The organism is Paraburkholderia sp. BR14374, from assembly GCF_040948685.1.
GTDB lineage: Bacteria > Pseudomonadota > Gammaproteobacteria > Burkholderiales > Burkholderiaceae > Paraburkholderia > Paraburkholderia youngii.
On record NZ_JBFPKF010000010.1, the window covers coordinates 35,277 to 55,276 of the forward strand.

At 63.2% G+C, this 20,000-nt stretch carries 17 protein-coding genes and 1 tRNA gene; 11 read left to right on the forward strand and 7 right to left on the reverse strand.

Going from position 1 to position 20,000, the window contains the following annotated elements; translation table 11 throughout:
- Positions 1-161: 161 nt before the first annotated feature.
- Together AB3X86_RS22730 and AB3X86_RS22735 are read left to right on the forward strand one after the other, a co-directional pair.
- A complete protein-coding gene (locus AB3X86_RS22730; protein ID WP_176385274.1) occupies positions 162-479 on the forward strand; it encodes a hypothetical protein in 318 nt (105 codons plus the stop codon).
- Positions 480-692: 213 nt separating this feature from the next.
- A complete protein-coding gene (locus tag AB3X86_RS22735; protein WP_368597751.1) occupies positions 693-2,273 on the forward strand; it encodes a response regulator in 1,581 nt (526 codons plus the stop codon).
- Between the two features lie 39 nt (positions 2,274-2,312).
- Here AB3X86_RS22735 and AB3X86_RS22740 read toward each other — a convergent pair whose 3' ends face one another.
- The 3 genes from AB3X86_RS22740 to AB3X86_RS22750 all read right to left on the reverse strand — a co-directional run bounded on the left by AB3X86_RS22740 (position 2,313) and on the right by AB3X86_RS22750 (position 6,735).
- A complete protein-coding gene (locus AB3X86_RS22740) occupies positions 2,313-5,135 on the reverse strand; it encodes an ATP-binding protein (RefSeq protein WP_368597752.1) in 2,823 nt (940 codons plus the stop codon).
- Positions 5,132-6,265, reverse strand: a complete 1,134-nt coding sequence (locus tag AB3X86_RS22745) for a substrate-binding domain-containing protein (RefSeq protein WP_368597753.1) — start codon at positions 6,263-6,265, stop codon at positions 5,132-5,134. Before AB3X86_RS22745 ends, AB3X86_RS22740 begins: the two co-directional genes overlap by 4 nt.
- A gap of 161 nt (positions 6,266-6,426) precedes the next feature.
- On the reverse strand, positions 6,427-6,735 hold the full coding sequence (locus AB3X86_RS22750) for a hypothetical protein (RefSeq protein WP_368597754.1): 309 nt from the start codon (positions 6,733-6,735) through the stop codon (positions 6,427-6,429).
- A 276-nt stretch (positions 6,736-7,011) separates the two neighbouring features.
- Here AB3X86_RS22750 and AB3X86_RS22755 point away from each other — a divergent pair, with 276 nt between their 5' ends.
- Both AB3X86_RS22755 and AB3X86_RS22760 read left to right on the forward strand, forming a co-directional pair.
- A complete protein-coding gene (locus tag AB3X86_RS22755; protein WP_368597755.1) occupies positions 7,012-8,436 on the forward strand; it encodes a homospermidine synthase in 1,425 nt (474 codons plus the stop codon).
- 25 nt (positions 8,437-8,461) lie between these two features.
- On the forward strand, positions 8,462-9,772 hold the full coding sequence (locus AB3X86_RS22760; protein WP_368597756.1) for an NAD(P)/FAD-dependent oxidoreductase: 1,311 nt from the start codon (positions 8,462-8,464) through the stop codon (positions 9,770-9,772).
- A 62-nt stretch (positions 9,773-9,834) separates the two neighbouring features.
- Here AB3X86_RS22760 and AB3X86_RS22765 read toward each other — a convergent pair whose 3' ends face one another.
- From AB3X86_RS22765 to AB3X86_RS22775, 3 genes are all read right to left on the reverse strand, one after another.
- The gene (locus tag AB3X86_RS22765; protein WP_368597757.1) at positions 9,835-10,302 is read right to left on the reverse strand and encodes a PRC-barrel domain-containing protein; all 468 of its coding nucleotides are present in this window, start codon (positions 10,300-10,302) and stop codon (positions 9,835-9,837) included.
- Positions 10,303-10,365: 63 nt separating this feature from the next.
- A complete protein-coding gene (locus tag AB3X86_RS22770) occupies positions 10,366-10,707 on the reverse strand; it encodes a cupin domain-containing protein (RefSeq protein ID WP_368597758.1) in 342 nt (113 codons plus the stop codon).
- Between the two features lie 10 nt (positions 10,708-10,717).
- Positions 10,718-11,101, reverse strand: coding sequence for a hypothetical protein (locus tag AB3X86_RS22775; RefSeq protein ID WP_368597759.1), 384 nt, complete (start codon positions 11,099-11,101; stop codon positions 10,718-10,720).
- 243 nt (positions 11,102-11,344) lie between these two features.
- On the opposite strand from AB3X86_RS22775, the gene AB3X86_RS22780 reads away from it, so the two are divergent.
- The 4 genes from AB3X86_RS22780 to AB3X86_RS22795 all read left to right on the forward strand — a co-directional run bounded on the left by AB3X86_RS22780 (position 11,345) and on the right by AB3X86_RS22795 (position 12,707).
- Complete coding sequence (locus tag AB3X86_RS22780) at positions 11,345-11,788, forward strand: Hsp20/alpha crystallin family protein (protein ID WP_368597760.1); 444 nt, start codon at positions 11,345-11,347, stop codon at positions 11,786-11,788.
- A 27-nt stretch (positions 11,789-11,815) separates the two neighbouring features.
- The gene (locus AB3X86_RS22785; protein WP_176386124.1) at positions 11,816-12,223 is read left to right on the forward strand and encodes an Hsp20/alpha crystallin family protein; all 408 of its coding nucleotides are present in this window, start codon (positions 11,816-11,818) and stop codon (positions 12,221-12,223) included.
- 68 nt (positions 12,224-12,291) lie between these two features.
- Positions 12,292-12,364: transfer RNA gene (locus AB3X86_RS22790), tRNA-Lys, on the forward strand.
- 160 nt (positions 12,365-12,524) lie between these two features.
- Positions 12,525-12,707, forward strand: a complete 183-nt coding sequence (locus AB3X86_RS22795) for a hypothetical protein (RefSeq protein WP_368592935.1) — start codon at positions 12,525-12,527, stop codon at positions 12,705-12,707.
- Positions 12,708-12,898: 191 nt separating this feature from the next.
- On the opposite strand, the gene AB3X86_RS22800 is transcribed toward AB3X86_RS22795, so the two are convergent.
- Positions 12,899-14,662, reverse strand: coding sequence for an ATP-dependent DNA helicase RecQ (locus tag AB3X86_RS22800; RefSeq protein ID WP_368597761.1), 1,764 nt, complete (start codon positions 14,660-14,662; stop codon positions 12,899-12,901).
- 362 nt (positions 14,663-15,024) lie between these two features.
- Here AB3X86_RS22800 and AB3X86_RS22805 point away from each other — a divergent pair, with 362 nt between their 5' ends.
- The 3 genes from AB3X86_RS22805 (at position 15,025) to ctaD (ending at position 20,000) form a co-directional block, all read left to right on the forward strand.
- The gene (locus AB3X86_RS22805) at positions 15,025-16,233 is read left to right on the forward strand and encodes a zinc-dependent alcohol dehydrogenase (protein WP_176122872.1); all 1,209 of its coding nucleotides are present in this window, start codon (positions 15,025-15,027) and stop codon (positions 16,231-16,233) included.
- A 78-nt stretch (positions 16,234-16,311) separates the two neighbouring features.
- Entirely contained in the window at positions 16,312-17,376 is a 1,065-nt protein-coding gene (coxB, locus tag AB3X86_RS22810) for a cytochrome c oxidase subunit II (protein WP_368597762.1), read from the forward strand.
- Entirely contained in the window at positions 17,373-20,000 is a 2,628-nt protein-coding gene (ctaD, locus tag AB3X86_RS22815) for a cytochrome c oxidase subunit I (RefSeq protein WP_368597763.1), read from the forward strand. The genes coxB and ctaD overlap by 4 nt, the downstream gene beginning before the upstream one ends.

A 20,000-nucleotide genomic window follows, 5' to 3' on the forward strand; every position in this document is an offset into this window, starting at 1 on the left:
TTAGCCATCAGGATTTGCTCCATCTGAATCGGCATGGCCTAAGGATTTCCTGACACGCGAATCAGGATGTGTCACCCTGGTTTTCCAGCTTGCACTGAATGCGACACGACTTCTGCTCATAGATGATGAGGTATCGAAATGCAATGTCGGATTGATGGATCATGATGGGCTATCTGTCGGAGCGGGAGAACGTCGTCGAACAGATCGACTCGATATGTCTACGACTGTTCGACGCGTGGTGCGAGGCGCGCAGCGTGAAATCGCTCGCATATTTGATGCACTGCTGGCCGCTGATCGACAGCACGCCCAACGCGCTCAAACGGCTGGGTGAAACGATGCGCGAATTGCGTCGCAATCACGCGGAGCAGATCAACGAGTATGACTTTCGCGCGCTGTGCGAAGTGGCCGACTTGATCGACGAACTGACCGAGCCTCGCGCAGTCCGGCTGCTGGCCGTGGTGGGCGAGGCGGCGCAATAGCGAGCCGCAACGCAGCAAAAAACGCACAATAGCGGAGCAAAGCGTGCGAGCGGCGAGAGGCGAGCAGCGTGCGGCGGCAGTGAGGCCGCGGCGCGGCTGTGTCATCGGACGTTTCAAAACCTTTGAGCGCGCGATAGACCGGGCTCTGACATCGAGTGCAGAATAGGACAGCCTGCAACTCGTTGAGCGGTCTCTGAAAGGGAACACCGCATCATGAGCCATTTCGCCACCCCGGTCGCGCAGACCGGCACTATTCTGATAGTCGACGATACGCCGGGCAATCTCGGCGTAGTTGTCGACAGTCTCGAAGCGCGAGGCATACGCGTGCTGGTGGCGCTCGACGGTATCGAAGCGTTGGAGCGCGCGGTCTTCTCGCAGCCCGATGTGATCCTGCTCGACGTGAAGATGCCGGGCATCGACGGCTTCGAGACCTGTCGACGCCTCAAGCTCGACGAGCGCACCCGCGATATTCCCGTCCTGTTCATGACCTCGCTGACAGGCAACGAGGACCGCGTCGAAGGTTTTCTTGCAGGCGGCGTCGACTATGTGACCAAGCCGTTGCGCGTCGACGAGATGGTCGCGCGCGTCGGCGTGCATCTCGAGCTGCGGGTGATGCACAAGCGGGTTCTCGCGCAAAACCGGCAACTGCTGGCGGAAGTGGCCATGCGCAAGGAAACGGAGGCTGCGTTATCGCAAGCGCGCGACGATCTCGAGCGGCGTGTCGCGTTGCGTACGGAAGAACTGGCGCGCGCGAACGCGTGCTTGCAGGCAAGCGAGGCCCGCTTTCGCGCAATTGTCGAAACGAGCCCGGTGCCGCTGTGCATCACGTCGATGCCTGACGGGCACATCCTGTACACGAATCAGCCGCTGCGCGAACTGTTCGGCATGGACGAACGCTTGTCCGCCAATATCACGGATTTCTACGCCGACCCGGGGGAGCGCGAGCGTCTGATCGAGCATCTGCGCAAGGAGGGCAGCTTGCGCGATAGGGAGATACAGTTCCGGCGTGCGGACGGTACACGGTTCTGGGCGATGGCGACGGCGCGCGTCGCGACTTATGACGATGCTCCCGCGATCTACGTCGGCCTGAACGACATCACGGGTCGCAAGCAGATGGAACAGGAACTCGTCGAATCACGCGAGCAGCAGCGCGAACTGTCCGCGTATATGGAGGCGATCCGCGAGGAAGAGAGAAAGCGCATTGCGATGGAGATTCACGACGAACTGGGCCAATTGCTGACTGCGCTCAAGATGGACGTGTCGTTGCTCAAGATGCGCATAGCGCACGACGCGGAAGCGTCGAAGAAAGCCGATGATATGCGTCAACTGGTCGAAGGCACGATCTCGATGGTGCGCAATGTCGCGAGCCATTTGCGGCCTGCCGCGCTCAACTTCGGAATCGTGTCTGCGCTCGAATGGCTTGTCGAGGAGTTCAACCGCCGCCATGCGATTGCGTGTGAATTGCGCATCGAAGGCGGCGACCCCGCGTTGTCCGACGCCCATGCGACGGCCCTGTTTCGCATCGCACAGGCGTCGCTGACGAATGTCGCGCGGCACGCCGACGCCACCCATGTCGAGGTGACGCTTGTTTCGACAGCGGCGAAGCTCCTGCTGCAGGTGCGTGACGACGGCCGAGGCTTCGATCAGCAAGTCGTGAGGCGCGACTATTCATATGGCCTGCTCGGCATGAACGAGCGCGCGCGGCTGATCGGCGGATCGCTTTCAATCGACAGCGCGCCCGGCGCGGGCACCATGGTTTCGATTCACATTCCGCTCGATGCTGTTGGAAGGTAAGGCCCAGCGATTCACGTTCCGCGGCGCCAATTATCGGATTTATCTTCCTTCCAGATATTGCTCGACGAAATTGAGAATCGACTTGGACCGGTAAGCCTTCGCCAACCTGCTGAGGTGGTCCGCGAAGGGTCGGTAGCGCTCGTCGAGCTCGGTCAAGTGTTGCGCGTGTTGCGCAATGGCACGCATATCGCCGAGTCGCGCGAGGTAATGCAGCGCTTGAATTTCCTCCGGCGGGGGCGCCTTCAAGTCGTCCGGAAGAGGCGCGACGGCTGGTACAGCAGATGGTCCCGCTTCAGTGACTTGCGCCTCTGAAGCTGCATCGATCCACTCGACATTCAGAAGCGCCGCGACGACGGACAATAGCTGGCCGAAGTCGATCGGTTTGGCCAGAAAGGCATTTGCGCCGGCCTCCAGACTTTGCGCCGCATCGGTTCTCGACGCGCGCGCGGAGACTGCGACGATCGGGAGGTCCCGGAATTCGGCCATCTGGCGCAAGCGACGCGTGGCTTCGAGGCCGTCCGTCCCGGGCATGACCACATCCATCAGGACCAGCGCAGGATGCAGGGATTCGATTTTCTCCATTGCTTCAGATCCATTACCCGCCTGCGCCATGTCGAATCCGAGCGGACCGAGCATATCGACCATCACGGCACGGTTCTCCGCCACGTCATCCACAACGAGGATAGTCTTGCGCGGCCCTCTGTAGCCGCTCACGATTCGTCCGGGCGTGGCGACAGCCGCGCAAGGCGCTACCACCTCGACGTCCAGCTCGATCGAAAAGGCGCTGCCTATATCGCGGCGACTTTCGACACGGATCTCGCCTCCCATCAGGCGCACGAGTTGCCGGCTAATGGCTAGCCCGAGGCCCGTACCGCCAAAGCGATGATGGTCCTCGCTGACCTGCTCGAAAGGACTGAAGATTTCCTCCAGACGCCCTTGATCTATGCCGATGCCGGTGTCGCGGACTTCAAAACATAGTCGCGTCGGCGGTGTGAAAGCGACGCTCAGACGCACGCTTCCCTGCTCGGTAAATCTGATCGCGTTCGACAGCAGGTTGAGCAGCGCCTGGCGTAACCGTATTTCGTCCACCCGCACACACGCGGGCAGATCCGGCGGCATCTCGCAAACGAAGGCCAGGCCTTTTTCCGTGGCCTTCACCCGTATCGTCTCGGCGATAAAAGAGACGAACTGTTCGAGCGGGACGTCGGACAGATTGAGTTCCATTCTCCCGGCCTCGATTTTGGCGATATCCAGGATGTCGTCGATCAGCGTAAGCAGGTGTTCGCCGCTGCGCTGGATCACTGCAAGCCCGTCGAGCTGGTGCTGATCGAGGGTCGTGTCGCGCTTGAGGATTTGCGCGTACCCAAGAATTCCGTTGAGCGGCGTGCGCAGTTCGTGGCTCATGTGTGCCAGAAACTGACTCTTTGCCTGATTGGCCGCATCGGCACGCTCCTTGGCAACGGCTAGTTCCGCTGTCCGCTCGCGAATCATGTCTTCGAGGTGCTCGCGATAGCGCCGCAACTCCGCTTCGGCATGCTTTTGCTCCGTGATATCACGCGAGATACCGAGCAGGAACCGGGGCTCGCCGCGCACATCGACGATCGGGATCTTCATCGTGTGCACGAGGCGAAGTCCATGGCGCGTATGAACCGGCTCGTCCGGTATGTCGATCATTTGCCGCGACTCCAGCACCTCGCGATCCTTCAGCGCGAAGAAATTGGCCTCGTCGACGGGAAACAGGTCATGGACGGAGCGGCCGAGGAGCTCCTCGCGCCGGTAGCCGAGAAGTTGCTCCGTCGCCTTGTTCAAGCGCACGAAATGGAAGGTCTCGGCCTCCTTGACGAAGACCATGTCCGGGATGTTTTCGATGATGCTGTTAAGAAAGTTCTCGCTTTCCCGAAGCGCATCTTCGGCGTGCTGACGTTCGGCGATTTCGGCGGCTTGACCCGCGAGCGCCGTACTGAGTTCCGCCGTGCGCTGGGCGACGCGTGCCTCGAGTCCGGCGTTGAGTTCTTTTAGCGCCTGCTCGGCCTGGCGGCGTTGGCGCCGGTCTTCGAGGAACTGCTCGACAGCACGCGCCATATCGGCAATCTCGTCGCCGCCGTGCACGGGGACGCCGGCTTGCGGGCTCCCGGCATCGCCATGTCGCAGAAAATGGCTGACACGGCGCAGGCGCGCCACCACATGGCGCCCGAGGAATTCGCGGGCGATTAGCCAGGTGAGCAACAGGCTGACAGCGAGCCCGCCTGCTACCCATTTACGAGTGCGATCTGCGCGAGCGGCCAGATCCTGGACTGCTTCACGGTATTCGCTCGTCAAATCATCCGACTGCCGGTGCGCCGCGGCCGCGAGCGCGTCGGCCGCGCCGCGCAGATCCGCGTCGAGGCTGGCCAGCGACACGCCTGCCGGTTGCACCGACGCCGAGGCACCCCCGCGGGCGAGCGCGGTCTCGCGCACCTGCGCCTCGATGTTGACGATGTTGCGAAAGCGTTGGCTCGACCGATAAAGTGTCAGCGGGTCGACGCCCGGGTCTTCGCTCGTGGTCGCCGAGGCCAGCCGGCTGACCAGGCCGTCGAAGGATGCCAACTGTTCGAGCACCTGCCGATGCGTCTCGCGCACGGCTTCAACCGTATCGTCGCTAGACAGCTGCAAGGCGAGGCGTTCGATCGTCAGCGTGTGCTGCACGAGATCCTGCGCATCCACGAGGCGGGCGAGCCGCTCTTCGGCGAGCTGACGGATCGAGTAGGCCGAAGTGGCCAACGAGTAGATCGACGTGGCGCCGATCACGACCACCAGCGCGGCCAGGCACGAGGCGACGAGCGCAAACTGAGCGGTCAGCGATTGTGGGAATGGCAGTTTCACGGGCGTTGCCAGATCCGACGATAAATGTCGCGATAGCCGTTGTCGGGATCGTAGAGCAGGTGATCGCCGCCGTCAGCGGCGATGTTGTCCGCCGTGACGAGATGCACGGGGATCACGTAACCCGTTACGCCTTCTCCGGCGAAAAGCCGGTTCAGTTCGTCCACCATCTGCCAGCCGTGCAGATTCAGGGGTTCGGCGACGGTCCCCGTCTGGAACGTACCCGTGCGGATGCGCAGGAAGGCGGACTCGCTGCCGTCGCCGGCCGACAGCATGATCATTGCGGCGTTTGGTATTCCCGCCTGCGTCAATACCGGCACGGCGTAGTCGAAGTAGATGTCGTTGATCCCCAGCGCACAGGTCCAGCGCGGGCCGTAACGCGCGAGCAGGGCGCGTGTCGCCTCTGGCACCAGCTTCTCGCTGCGCGAGATCGCCACGTCGCGCACTTCGAGCAGGGTACAGCCACTGCACTTGCGAACGAGAGCAGCCATTGCGTCCGCCTTTTCCTGTGCGATCCGGAAACCGGTATCGGTGAAGATGACGACGCCCGCATTTCCGGCAGACTGCACGATGGCCGCGAGCGCGGTCACCCGTGCAACCTCGAGCGGATCCGTCGAGACGTTCATCGCGACGGGCGTGCCTGGCACGGGTCCGGCCCGCGCCGCCACGTGCCAGCCGACGATCGGGATGTTGCTGTCGGCAAACTGCCGCAGTGCGGGGAGCAGCGCATGTGCGTCGCCCCCGGCGAGGATCAGACCGTCGGGGTGGCCTGCCAGCGCATTCGCGAGCATCTTCAGACGGAGCTCGGCCGTACCGCCGGAATCGAAGATCCTGACGCGCCAGCCTATGACCTTGGCCGCCTCCAGCACACCACCGACCACCCCGAGGATGCCGCCGTTGCGCAAATCCTCGGCGACCACGGCGATATGCTTTCCGGATTGCGCGCGCGGGCCATTGCGCGGCCCGCTCCAAGGCGCAGCGGGTCGCGAAGCGGCGTCGACCACTCGCTTCGCCATGGCCAGAAAGTCCGTCGCGGCGACCGGCGCTGAAGTCGAAGGGGCAGGTAATAAATCCTGCGCCGTGGCCGCCGACAGCTCACACGCGCATGCCAATGCCAGAAGGAAGCCTCTCATGCTGTCCCTCCATGGGGCTCCGTCGAGATCGATTGGTGTCGCCCGAGCTGCTCGCGGAGCATTTGCTGGTTAGCATATTACAACCGGATTTCCGCGTGACCTTGCGCCTCGCGCGACGGCTGGCCCGCCTTCAGCAAAATAGCGCGCGCCGGCTCGAGCCATCAAACCTCATGGCGCGTGCCGGGCTGCGCGACCGGCTCGCGCAGCCTGCGCCTTTGAGAAGGCGTCGACAACATCGAATCGATATAGGTGTGCGCCCGATTTTCTCCATACCTGAACGCCTCCCGCTCAGTCAGAAAATCGAACTGTTCCGGAAAGCTGACCACTTCCTGGTGCGGATTGCCGGGCAAGGTCACGGTCCATGACACACGAAAACGGCGATATTTCCCGCCGAGCCAATGCGTCTTCGATAGCGTGACGTTGACCTCGATATTGCAGCCGCGATACGGCGCATATTCCTGAATGGACATCGCTTTTCTCCCGCCACTGAACGGGTCGCGCCGTTCGGCCGCGACAAGCGCGCAGCCCATGGCTGTCTCCGTTATGCGTTTCGTATTGACGATGCACGTTTAGCAACGCGCGTTCCCGGCCAACCGCCGCGGCCGTAATCGCGAGGCGGGCAGCAGCATGCGGAATGCAGCATGCGGAATGCGGAATGCTAGCGGATGGTACGGTCCGTCACGATGGATCACAAAGACCGAACACGAGAACACGCGCATACCGAAGCGCTGTGGTTAGGAGCAGAGATGAGCGCGCAGGTGAATTGGACAAAGCACGCCGTTTGTCACGGCAATATCGTGATCATTGGACTAGGAAGCATCGCGAGTTCGCTGCTACCGATACTTTTCAGGCACATCGATGTTTGCCCGAAACACGTGACCGTGTTTTGCCCGCCCGGCAACGATACGGCGATCGCTCGCGAATTCGGGCTGAGCGTCGTCGAGCAGGCGCTGTCGGAGAACAACTTCGAGGCGCTGCTCGCTGGCTACGTCAAAAGAGGCGACCTCGTGCTGAATCTGTCAGTGAACGTGTCGAGCGAATCGCTCGTGCGTTTCTGCTGGTCTCGTGGCGCGCTGTATCTCGACACATCCATCGAACCATGGGAAGGGGAGTCGACCGATCCCGATCGTTCCGCCTCCAGGCGCAGCAACTATGCACTTCGCGAAGCTTTGCTGGCCTTTCGCCTCGACAAGCGCGACGGTCCGACCGCCATTCTCACGCAAGGCGCGAACCCCGGACTGGTTTCCGCGTTCGTAAAACAGGCGCTGCTCGATATGGCCTCCAACAGCGGCATCGAGGCAACAGCGCTGCGCAGCTACGAGGACTGGGCTGCGCTCGCACACCGGCTGAACATCAAGGCGATCCACATAGCGGAGCGGGACTTCCAGGTCGCCAAATGCCGCAAGGCGCGAAACGAGTTCGTCAATACGTGGTCCGTCGACGCTTTCGTGGAAGAGGGCATGCAACCGGCGGAACTTGGATGGGGTACGCATGAACGGCATTGGCCTGCGGACGCGCGTCGGCACGGATTCGGCAGTGATGCGGCGATCTACCTGCAACGCCCGGGACTCGCGACCCGCGTACGCAGTTGGACGCCGCTCGCCGGTAGTTATCATGGGTTCCTCATTACGCACGGAGAGTCGATCTCCATCGCCGACCATCTGACACTTCGCAAGGATGGCGAAGTGATCTACCGTCCGACGGTGCACTATGCTTATCGGCCTTGCGACGATGCGTTTCTTTCGATCGACGAGTTCGCCGGACGAGGCTGGCGCCTGCAGGACCAAAAGCGGATCATGCGCGATGAGATCGTCGATGGCGCCGACGAACTCGGCGTGCTGTTGATGGGAAACGACATCGGAGTCTACTGGTACGGCTCCCGTCTGACCACGCCGCAAGCCCGTCGACTCGCGCCGCATAACGACGCAACGAGCCTGCAGGTGGTGGCCGGCATCCTGGCCGGCATCGTATGGGCGCTCGAGAATCCGGACGCCGGCGTAGTCGAGCCGGACGACATCGACTATCAAACCGTGATGCGGGTCGCGCGACCCTATCTGGGCGAGATGATGGGCGTCTATGATTCATGGACGCCGCTCGCGCAACGCTCGCTCCTTTACGATTCGCCGTGCGACGACGATCCCTGGCAATTTCTCAACATACGCGTTCCATAGCGGGCAGACCTTTGGAGACCGGCTTATGTCGTCACTGTTGAACAAGGAACAGGGCGTTGTCGAGGACTCGTATTACGAGGCGAGCGTCACCCGTGCGCAGCCTCATCCTCCGTTGCTGGAGAAACTCAACGCGGACGTGTGCGTGATCGGCGCTGGCTATGCGGGGCTTTCGTGCGCGCTGGAGCTAGCCGAGCGTGGCTTCGACGTGGCATTGCTGGAGGCGCAGCGCATCGGCTGGGGGGCGTCTGGGCGTAACGGTGGGCACGCGATTGTCGGCTTCGGCGACGAGGGTGAAGATGCAATCGAGCACCAATGTTCCCGCGAGGTCGCGCGAAGGGCGTGGGATGTGTCGCTGGAGGGTATGCGACTGTTGGAAGATCGGCTTGCGCGCTTCGGCATCGATTGCCATTATCGGCGCGGATATCTGACGCTTGCCGTCAGCGATCGGAAGGCGAAACAACTGATGAACTGGGTGCGGCGCACACACGACAGGTACGACTACCCGCTCGAATGGCTGGGACGCACGGCGCTTGACGCTCATATAGCGTCGCAGCGGTTCGCCGCGGGCGTGTACGACGCCGGGTCTGGCCATCTTCATCCGCTTCTCTATTGCCTTGGTCTCGGCGAGGCGGCGCGTCGCGCGGGCGTCAAGATTTTCGAGAATTCCGCCGTGTCGCGGCTGGATCGGGGCGCTCGGCCTGTGGTGAAGACAGCCGAGGGAGAGGTGTCGTGTGACCGTGTGGTAATGGCTGGAAACGTTTATCTGGGAGAGTTCGGCGATCATCCCGCACCGGAGATCGAGGCCCGCATCATGCCCGTGGGCACCTACATGATTGCGACGGAACCGCTTACCAGTGCGCGGGCCGACGCGCTGATGCCCGGCCGCGCCGCGGCGTCCGACAACAATCTGATACTCGATTACTTCCGGCTCAGCGCGGATCATCGTTTACTGTTCGGTGCAGGCGAATCGTATGACGCCACCACCCCGCGCGATCTGATCGATCGCATGCGCAGACGCATGACGGGCGTTTTTCCGCAACTCGCCGACGTGAACATCGAGTATGCATGGGGCGGCTTCGTTGACATCACGATGAACCGCGCGCCGGACCTCGGTCGTATCGGCGACAACCTCTACTATGTGCAAGGCTTCTCAGGACATGGGCTGGTGTTCGCGGGAATGGCCGGCAAGATTCTGGCGGACGCGATCGGCGGCGATGCTTCCCGCTTCGACGTGTTCAGCCGCATCAGGCATCGACGGTTCCCGGGCGGCAAGAGGCTACGCACACAGGCTTTGGTTCTGGGCATGTGGTATTACAAGCTCCGTGAACTCATCTGACCGACGCTTGTGATCGGGCCGGTGCCCGCTGATGTTCGCGGGCAGCCGCTTCAGTTATGTCCTCATACGTCTATCGGACCAAGCGGTGTGTCTCCGGTGTCAGGCGCCGACCAGTATGGTCGCCGGTTGTAGTACTTATGCAACTCGGTTCCCCATGCTGGATCTGCCATGGACGGCCAGTGATCCTTGTCGAACCCTGGGTCGTCCTTGATCCGTTGCGCGGTGATGTCGACACGGAAGCATTTTTCCGCCGTGTCGAGAGTGAGTGCATTCCACGGAATCGCGTGCAGCGTGTCGCCCATGCCGAGGAAACCTCCTTCCGACAGGACGGCGTAGGCGACGCGACCACCCCGGACGTCGAGCATGATGTCGGAAATCTTGCCGACATGTTCGCCGTCGGTGGTGATTACCTTGTTGCCGTCCAGTGTGTCGGCGGACATCACATCCGGCCCCGGTCCTTCTCCTACGCCACCGCCAACTATCCGCGCGCCCGCTTCGCCGGTCGTTCGATGTGGATCAAGCCTCGTCATGATGTCCTCCCTCGTTTCTGCTGGTATCAGCCGGGTCGCAACCGCCATGCCCGCCCGAACGAGCTAGTCGGCAGGTGAGTCGCAGCGGACCGTCGTGGCGTTGGTTCTTTCTACCGTCAGATTGATCGAGCGTTCCGTGGCAGGACGGGTACGGTGGCGCATGCCGGCCGGAACCGTGAGCATTTGGCCTCGCCGCAACTCGACCTGGCCGTCGTCGAAGTCAATGATCAATGTTCCGTCGATCGCGATGAACGTTTCGTCGGAGTCGGGATGGATATGCCAAAAATATGGCGCATTCATCACGCTAATATGGACTTCGTGATCATTGACGGTCGTCAGGACTTCATTTCGGTAACCGTCGCAAGCGGTATCTATCGTGGTGAGAAATTCGACTGGTTCGATCATCCATCTCTCCCTACTGGATCGGCGGTACGACGCCGAGTTTTTCGGCCAGCATCCTTTCATAGACGCCGAAATGCAGATCGACCTCTTCCTGCGTCACCACCGTCACGAAGATGTTGATCTGGTCCAGCTGCAAACCCAACACAGTGCCGATCGCCGCTTCCAGCTGCGGCGCGCAAAGCCGATCGTCCGCGAAAGTGGTGCCGACGGAGATTTCGTAAGCCGATTCCTGCCGGAATACCACTTCGACCAGCCGCGCGCGGGCGCTCATATTGTTGTCGATCGCCAGCCGGATGACTTCGGCCGCCGAGCGCATCGTCTCGGTTGGAAAACCTTTCGTTGAGCGCAACCGGATTCGGTGCCGCCCAAGGGTGAGCCAGTCATGTTCGAATTCCATGAAGACCTCGCATGGTTCGTCGGAGTGTCGTAAAAATAGTGCTCAGCGAGCCGATTTCAAGAACAAAATTTTGCGCTACCCACCTTGAAATTTTCTCCGTGCATACTATTCTAAATTCCGCTCAGGCAGCCGCGCCCGCCATGCGGCGCGCTGCGTGTTTCGATTTGTTTGCCGCAGCCCGGCAGACGGACTGGAGCGCGTAGGCCGGTTCGTTTCCGTGCTGCATCCAAGGAGGAAACGATCATGAGTGACCTTTACTTCGGGACCGACCTGTTCAGTGAGTTCGACCGTCTGCAACGGCAGATGGCGAGCCTCTTCGGCGGCTTCCCTTCCAGTATCCGTTCAGGCCGCGCTGGCGCCTTCCCGCAGATCAACATCGGTTCGACCGACGACTCGATCGAGATCGTCGCGTTCGCGCCCGGGGTCGATCCGGCCAAGCTCGACGTATCGCTAGATAAGGGTTTGCTCACCATCAGCGGCGAGCGCGCGAGCTCGCAACCGGAAACCCGCGGCGACGATGTGCGCACCTATGCACAGGAGCGATTCGCTGGCGCGTTCCGGCGCGTGGTCGAACTCCCGCAAAACGCGGACCCTGGCAAGGTCAGCGCGCGGTACACCAATGGATGCCTGATGGTGAGCATCGGCAAAAGCGAGGCGTCAAAGCCGCGGGCGATCACCGTTCAGTGAGCGGCTGGCAGAACTACGGAGGACATCATGAACGACACGACTGAACTCGCCAGAAAGGACCAAACGGCGGTGGCCCAGCGCGACGGCGATGCGTCGCAACGCCGGATCACGTTGACGCCGCCGGTCGACATCTTCGAAGACAGCCACGGCATCACGCTGTGGGCGGATCTTCCGGGCGTGACCAGGGAGCGGCTGGACGTCAAGGTCCACGATGGCAACCTGTACATCGAAGCAGAAGCGGTGGTGCCGACACCGGCGGAACTGCGTCTGCAGCATGCGGAGATCCGTCAGCCTCACTTCGCGCGGGCGTTCTCGATGAGCGCCGACTTCGATGCGTCGAAAATCGAAGCCAATCTGAAGGACGGCGTATTGAAGCTGACGATACCGCGCCGCGACGAAGCGCGACCGCGCCGGATCGAGGTGAGTACCGACTGAACGATCCATCGACATCGGCTAGCACCGACGCCAGGATTACCCGGCAGCGGGTGACGATCTGGCTGGCTGGGCCGTTAGCTCAATTGGCAGAGCAGCGGACTTTTAATCCGTTGGTTACTGGTTCGAATCCGGTACGGCCCATACGAGTTGCAGCTATATGGCGCAGACGACAGGCAATTCTCGCCTGCTTCCGAGTGCGAATTTCGTCGCGACGAAACGTCTTGCGCTCCCGGGCATCGTCCATGCTGAGTGATGTTCACGCGCGGCATCACGCGCCGCGTGACATTGCAAGGAGCAAATCATGACGACCCAGCAACAGCAGCCGAAAACGCCGAAACCTGCTGACGCCGACACGGGCAACGAAGGCACGTTCGAAACGGACATTTCCGAATCCGGCGATGACGGCACGAACGTGCGGCAAGCAGAAGTCAAAGAAGAAGACCTGTCCGAAGTGAAGCCATCGCAGGAAAAGGGCGGCCAATGATGATGCGCACAGCGTCTCGCGTGTAGAACTGTCCGTCGCGCAGGGTTACGGACACTCCGCGCTGCGGGCGCGTTTCCTATACTGCCCTAGTCCTCCGCTTGGACTCCAGGGGACAGCGTTCTCAGACGTGCTTGTGGCGACCATGCCGGTTGAAGGCTGGTCGCTCTTTTTTACGCGAACGTTGCCGCGCATCACGCGATCTCGGCCTTCACGAACGTCGCCATGAAGGTGCGGGTCGTGCCATCGGGAAACAGCACCGCGACCTGTTCGTCGGTTGAAAACACCACATGGCCCGAGCCGTATTTGCGCACGCGGACTGCATCGCCTCGGCCGAAGCGCGCTTTCGTGCTGGCGTGGCGCGGCGGCCGTTTTTCGGCGGGGGCGGTTCGTTGCGCTTCTAGCGTCGCCGCCAGCGGGTTCAGGCAGTTGTCGCAAGTACCGCAGCGCTCGAATCCCTGCGCATCGCCGAAATATTCGAGCATCACCCGCCATCGGCAGCCGCCGGTTTGCGCGTAGTCGATGATCTGCTGGAGTGCGTCGCGATCGCGCGTCGCGAGTTGCGCATACCGTTCGACCGCGGCCTCGATCGCGCTGTCCTCGGCGTTATCGTGGCCACGCTCGGGGCCACGCTCGCGTAGCCGATACCGCTGCAGCCGGCCGCGCGATACGTGCCCCGAGTCGGTCAGCATCTTCAGCGCCACGGCGAGCTTGTTGCGGCCGACGTCCGGCACCGCGTCGAGCAGCTCGCGCGCCGTCACGCCAGGACCGGGCGTTTTCGCGCGCTGCGCGAGCGCGTCGCAGATCCGCCGCAGCAGCGCAGCATCGGGATAGCGGCCCAGCGCGAGAAACTGCTGCACGCGCCGATCGTTCAGATCGAACAGCAGCTCGCAGCGCGCGACCTTGCCGTCGCGTCCCGCGCGTCCGCTTTCCTGGTAATACGCATCGATGCTGCCGGGAATCTGGTAATGGACGACGAAGCGGATATCGGGAATATCGACGCCCATCCCGAACGCGTTGGTTGCGATCATCACGCGCACGTCGCCCGACACGAAACGCTCCTGCGCATCGTGCCGCTCGCGCGCCGGCATCCGGCCGTGATAGCAGGCGGCGGCAACTTCCCAGCTGCGCACCGTCGCCGCGAGTTGTTCGGCTTCGCGCACGGTCGCCGTGTAGACGATGCCCCGGCCGGATTCGCTCGCGAGCAGCGCGCGCAACGCGGCCGTCTTCGCCTCTCTCGCGCGCGTCGATGCACGCTGTCGTCCGCCACCCACCGACACCTGCGTCACTCGATAGTGAAGGTTGTCGCGATACACGCCGGTGTTCACGATGCGCGGCTCGTGAAGGCCGAGCGAACGCACGATGTCCTCGCGGATGTCCGGCGTCGCCGTCGCGGTCAGCGCGAGGATCGGCGGCTTGCCGAGCGCCTTGACCGCATCGACGATGCGCAGGAACGCCGGGCGAAAATCGTGGCCCCACTGCGATACGCAGTGCGCCTCATCGACGACCACGAGTTTGATGCGCTGGCGCGAGCCCGCCTGCAATGCGTCGATCAGCTCGGGCCCGGTCAGCTGCTCGGGCGTGACGAACACGATGCCGCGGCGCATGTCGCGCAACGCTTCGTAAGTCTCGCGAAGCTCGGCAGCCGGCACCGCGCTGTTGATCCGCCAGGCGTCGATGCCGGCCTCGCGCAGCTTGTCGAACTGGTCTTTCATCAACGCGATCAGCGGCGACACGACGAGCGTCCAACCGTCGAGGTGCAACGCCGGCAACTGGTAGCACAGCGATTTGCCGGCCCCCGTCGGCATCACGGCGAGCGTGTCGCGCTGTTCGAGCACGCTGCGGACGATGTCCCGTTGGCCCGGGCGCAGCCGGCTGATACCGAACACCTCGCGCAGCGTCCTGCGCATCGCGTTCAGACGGGCAGACGTGTCGCGCGTGATGTCGGTGTCAGTCATGAAGATCGGGTTCGCCGGTTGGCCTGGGGGGCAGCTAGTCAGCCAGCGACGTAGCAACCACCGTACCTCGACGGGGCGACGCGGGCGGGATCGCGCCGTGCTCGTACCTCCTGACGTCAGTTGCGCAATCCACGGACCGCGCGGCAGATCGGAACGAGCCGCGCGACCAGTGGCTCGGTATGGGGTTTGCTGGACGGGAGAACCTGGTCGATCGCGGAGCCGCCATGAATGACCGCACAACGGATTCCCCTTCCGACGAAGCGGAACTCGTCGCTGCACGCGGAACCAGGAGAACACCGGGCAGTCGCGCGGTCCGACAGGATCTGACGGACGCTAACGCCATCGAGCATCGGAGGTGAATGATGAAGGCAGTGGTATTTCACGGGATCGGGGATATCCGGCTCGACAATGTGCCGGACCCGCAATTGCAGCAGCCGAGCGACGCGCTCGTACGACTCACGTCTAGCGCGATTTGCGGCACGGACCTGCACATGGTGCGCGGCACGCTCGGCGAGATGGAGCCCGGTACGATCCTCGGGCACGAGGGACTCGGCATCGTCGAGGAAGTGGGGCGCTCGGTGCGCAATCTGCGCCAGGGCGATCGTGTGCTGATCCCGTCAACGATCTCGTGCGGCTTCTGCTCGTATTGCCGCGCCGGTTATACCGCCCAATGCGATACCGCGAATCCGCACGGGCCGGCGGCCGGCACCGCATTTTTCGGCGGTCCGAAATCGACTGGGCCGTTTCAGGGTTTGCAGGCACAGTTCGCGCGCGCGCCGCTCGCGAACGCGAGCCTGATCCGGTTGCCCGACGAGATCGACGACGACCGCGCAATCATGCTGTCGGATATTTTTCCGACCGGCTATTTCGGCGCACAACTGGCGGGCATTCGTACCGGCGATACGGTGGCGGTGTTCGGCGCGGGACCCGTCGGTCAATTCGCGATCGCAAGCGCGAAGCTGATGGGCGCGGGCCGGGTGTTGGTGGTCGATCGCGTTGCTTCCCGGCTCGACATGGCGTGCGCACAAGGGGCCGAAGTGATCAACTTCGACGACGAAGACCCGGTCGACATGATCCTGCAACTGACCGGCGGCATCGGCGTGGATCGCGTGATCGATGCGGTCGGCGTCGATGCGGTGCGCGCGGAGCACGGACCCGCCGCACAGAAAGCGCAGGACCAGCAGAAGCTGTTCGATCAGGAGGTCAGGGAGATCGCGCCGCAGACGAGGCCCGACGGGGACAACTGGCAGCCCGGGAGTGGCCCGTCGCAAGTATTGCAGTGGGCGGTGCGCGCCGTCGCGAAGGCGGGCACGGTGGCGATCATCGGTGTATATCCGCCGACCGATCGGGTGTTTCCGATCGGCGAGGCGATGAACCGCAACCTGGTGCTACGGATGGGCAACTGCAACCATCGCGCGGTGACGCCGCGGTTGATCGAACTCGTACGCAACGGCACGTTCGATCCGCTCGCAGTGTTGACCCAGCGCGAGCCGCTAGTCGATGCAATCGCGGCGTACCGCGAGTTCGACCGGCGGGAGCCTGGCTGGATCAAGGTGAAGCTGGTGCCCTGACTAGCTCACTGCCGTGAGAAACCCGGCTCAACTGATTCTCCGTCGCAGGACCGTCGATATCGCTGGACCATCAGACTCATGGCTCCTCATTCCAACTCGCTCGATGCGCGAAAGGTCACGGTTGCGCTCGTTTGCTGCGTGGCCGAAGCAGCTCGCGCACAGCTCGCGCCGCAGGATGCGCTGCATCCGGCCGGCATTCAGGCCGCGCACATCTTGCGGCTGTGGCACCTGTCGTTGATCGTATGCGGCGCGGTATTCGCCGCTGTGCTATTGGCGATGCTGATTGCACTGGTGCGCCGCACGGACCGAGGCGCCGATACGGAAGGCGACGCGCACCCGCCGCTCGCTCGACCGAGCGAACGAGGACCGCAGCGCGTGGTGGCAGCAGTCAGTATCGCCTCGGTCGCGCTGTTGCTCGGGCTGATCGTCGCCGACGTGTTGACCGATCGCGCGCTGTCACGCTTACCCGTCGACAACGCGTTGCATCTCGAAGTCACCGGCGAGCAGTGGTGGTGGAAAGTCGATTATCCCGGTGACGCCCAGCAGCCGGGGTTTTCGACCGCGAACGAATTTCACGTGCCCGCGGGACGCCCGGTGATCATCGCATTGAAGACGACCGATGTAATCCACAGCTTCTGGATGCCGAATTTGCACGGCAAGAAGGACATGCTGCCGGGCATCGATTCGACGATCGAATTCCGCGTCGATCAACCCGGCATTTACCGCGGTCAGTGCGCCGAATATTGCGGCGCCCAGCATGCATGGATGGCAATGTTCGTGACCGCCGACACGCCCGAAAAATACGCCCAGTGGCGCGCGCAGCAGGCCACGCCCGCCGTGACCGAGGCGCTCAGTCCGTCCAGTGTGCTGGTGCAACGCGGCCTGCGGATCTTCGAGCAGTCCAGCTGTGCGAACTGCCATACGGTGCGGGGCACGTCGGCGCAGGGTACGCTCGGCCCAGACCTGACCCACCTGATGAGCCGGCAGACGCTCGCGGCAGGCGTTCTGCCGAACACGCAGGAGAACCTCGCGGCATGGATCCGCGACCCGAACGCGACGAAGCCGGGCACGACGATGCCGACGGTGCCGCTCGCCGCATCCGACCGGCAAGCGCTGGTCGCCTGGCTCGGAACGCTACGATGAGCACGCTCGAGCGCCCGCCCGTCTTGCACGTCGACCTTGCGATCAAGGACGGACCCGACGCGCCCGCCGACACGCGCGCGCTGCTTGCCGACACGTGGCGCGATCCGCCGGGCGTGATTGGATGGTTCTCAGCGATCAACCATAAAACGATCGCGCGGCGGTTCATCGTCACGACGTTCGCGTTCTTCCTGCTGGCAGGCTTGCTCGCGCTCGCGATGCGCACGCAACTCGCGCGACCGAACAACCGCCTCGTCGGTCCCGACCTCTACGACCAGCTGTTCACGATGCACGGCACGACGATGATGTTCCTGTTCGCCGTGCCGGTGATGCAGGCGGTCGCGGGCTACCTGATTCCGCTGATGATCGGCGCTCGCAGCGTCGCATTTCCGCGTATGAACGCGTACGCGTACTGGGTGTTCCTGTTCGGCGGACTGACGCTCTACATCGCGTTCGCGATCGGTGCGGGGCCGCGCTCGGGCTGGTTCAGCTACGTGCCGCTGGCGGGCCCCGACTATGCGACCGGCAAGGGCTCCGACATCTGGGCGCAGATGATCACGTTCACCGAGCTGTCCGCGCTGCTCGAAGCGATCGTACTGATCGCGACCATTCTGAAGATGCGCGCGCCCGGCATGTCGCTGAACCGGTTGCCTTTGTTCGCGTGGGCGACGCTCGTCACGCAGTTCATGGTGCTGTTCGCCATGCCCGCCATCATGCTCGCAAGCACAGCGCTGATCCTCGACCGGCTGGTCAGCACGCAGTTTTACAACCCGTCGCTCGGCGGCGACGTGCTGCTTTGGCAGCACCTGTTCTGGTTCTTCGGACACCCGGAGGTGTACCTGATCTTCATTCCGGCGCTCGGCTTCATGTCGTCGATCATCGAGACGTTTTCGCGCCGGCCGGTGGTCGGCTATCCGGCGATGGTGCTCGCGCTGATCGCCACCGGGTTCCTTGCGTTCGGACTCTGGGTGCATCACATGTTCGCGACCACGGTGCCCGAACTGGGCAAGAGTTTCTTTACGGCGGCGAGCGTGCTGATCGCGGTACCGTCGGGCATCCAGGTCTATTGCTGGCTGGCGACGCTGCTGACCGGCAAGCTCAGGCTCCGCACGCCGATGCTGTTCGTGCTCGCGTTCTTCTTCATTCTGGTGCTGGGCGGCATGACCGGCATCATGCTCGGCTCCGTATCGCTGGATCTGCAGGTGCACGACACTTACTTCGTGGTCGCGCATCTGCATTACGTGCTGATCGGCGGCGCGGTGTTTCCGCTGTTCGGCGCGCTCTACTACTGGTTTCCCAAGATCACCGGACGCATGCTCGGCGAGCGCCTCGGGCGCTGGCACTTCTGGCTGTTCTTCATCGGCTTTAACGTGACCTTCTTCCCGATGCACTGGCTTGGCCTGCATGGGATGACGCGGCGCGTCTGGACTTATCCCGCCGGGCTCGGCTGGGGGCCGATGAATCTGGGCGCGACGCTCGGCGCGTATCTGATGGGCGCAGGCGTCCTGCTGTTCCTCGTCAACGTGGTGCGCAGCCGCCGGCGGGGCGCCGCTGCGCCGGCCGATCCGTGGGGCGGCGGCACCCTCGAATGGAACGTACCGAGCCCGCCGCCGCCGCACAACTTCGACGTGCTGCCGATCGTGCATGGCCGCCATCCGCTGTGGGAGCCGACGCAGCAGCCGGCGTCGGTGTCGGGGCTCACTGCGGGCGCGCGCGAGGTGCTGACGACGAGCGCGCTCGATGCGATTGCCGAAACCCGTCCGCTGTTTCCGACGCCGTCGATCTGGCCGTCTCTGAGCGCGGTCGCGACGACGATCTTCTTCATAGGCTCGATCTTCACGCCGACGGCCGTATGGTGGGGCACCGTCCCGGTCGCCGCGGCGATGATCGCGTGGTTCTGGCCAACGCGTGCGAGCAATGCGCTGGCGTCCGCGCTGGAGCGCTGGCCGTCGCCACGCGCCGGTGCAGCGCAGCACGAAGCGCCGCAAATCCGCGCGCTCGCCAAGCCGGACGATGCGCCGGCGCTCAGCGTCTCGACCCTCGACGTGCGCGCGCTGCCGAGCTTCGACTTCAGCCATCGCAGCCTGATGTGGTGGGCGACCGCAGGTCTGATGGCGATCGAAGGCACCGTGTTCGCGATCGCGGTCGCGATGTACTTCTATCTGCGCGGCGTGAACGCGACGTGGCCGATGCACGCGCCACCGCCCGCGCTGCTGTGGGGCACGCTGAACACGGTGGTCCTGTTGCTGAGCCTCGCGCCGAACCAGCTCGCAAAGCGCGCGGCGGAGCGTGGCGAACGGGCTCGCGCATGTCTGTGGCTTAGCGTTTGTCTCGCGTTCGCGCTGGCTTTCCTCGTGCTGCGCGGCTTCGAGTTCACGGCGCTGAACGTGATGTGGTACGCGAACGCCTATGGGTCGATCGTCTGGTTGCTGCTCGGGCTGCATACCACGCACCTCGTGACCGATACCGTCGATACCGCGGTGCTCGCGCTGTTGCTGAAGATCGGTCCATTCGAGGGCAAACGGCTGCTCGACACCAGCGAGAACGCGATCTACTGGTACTTCGTCGTGCTGAGCTGGCTGCCGGTCTATGCGGTGCTGTACCTGGCGCCGCGCATGCACGGCTGA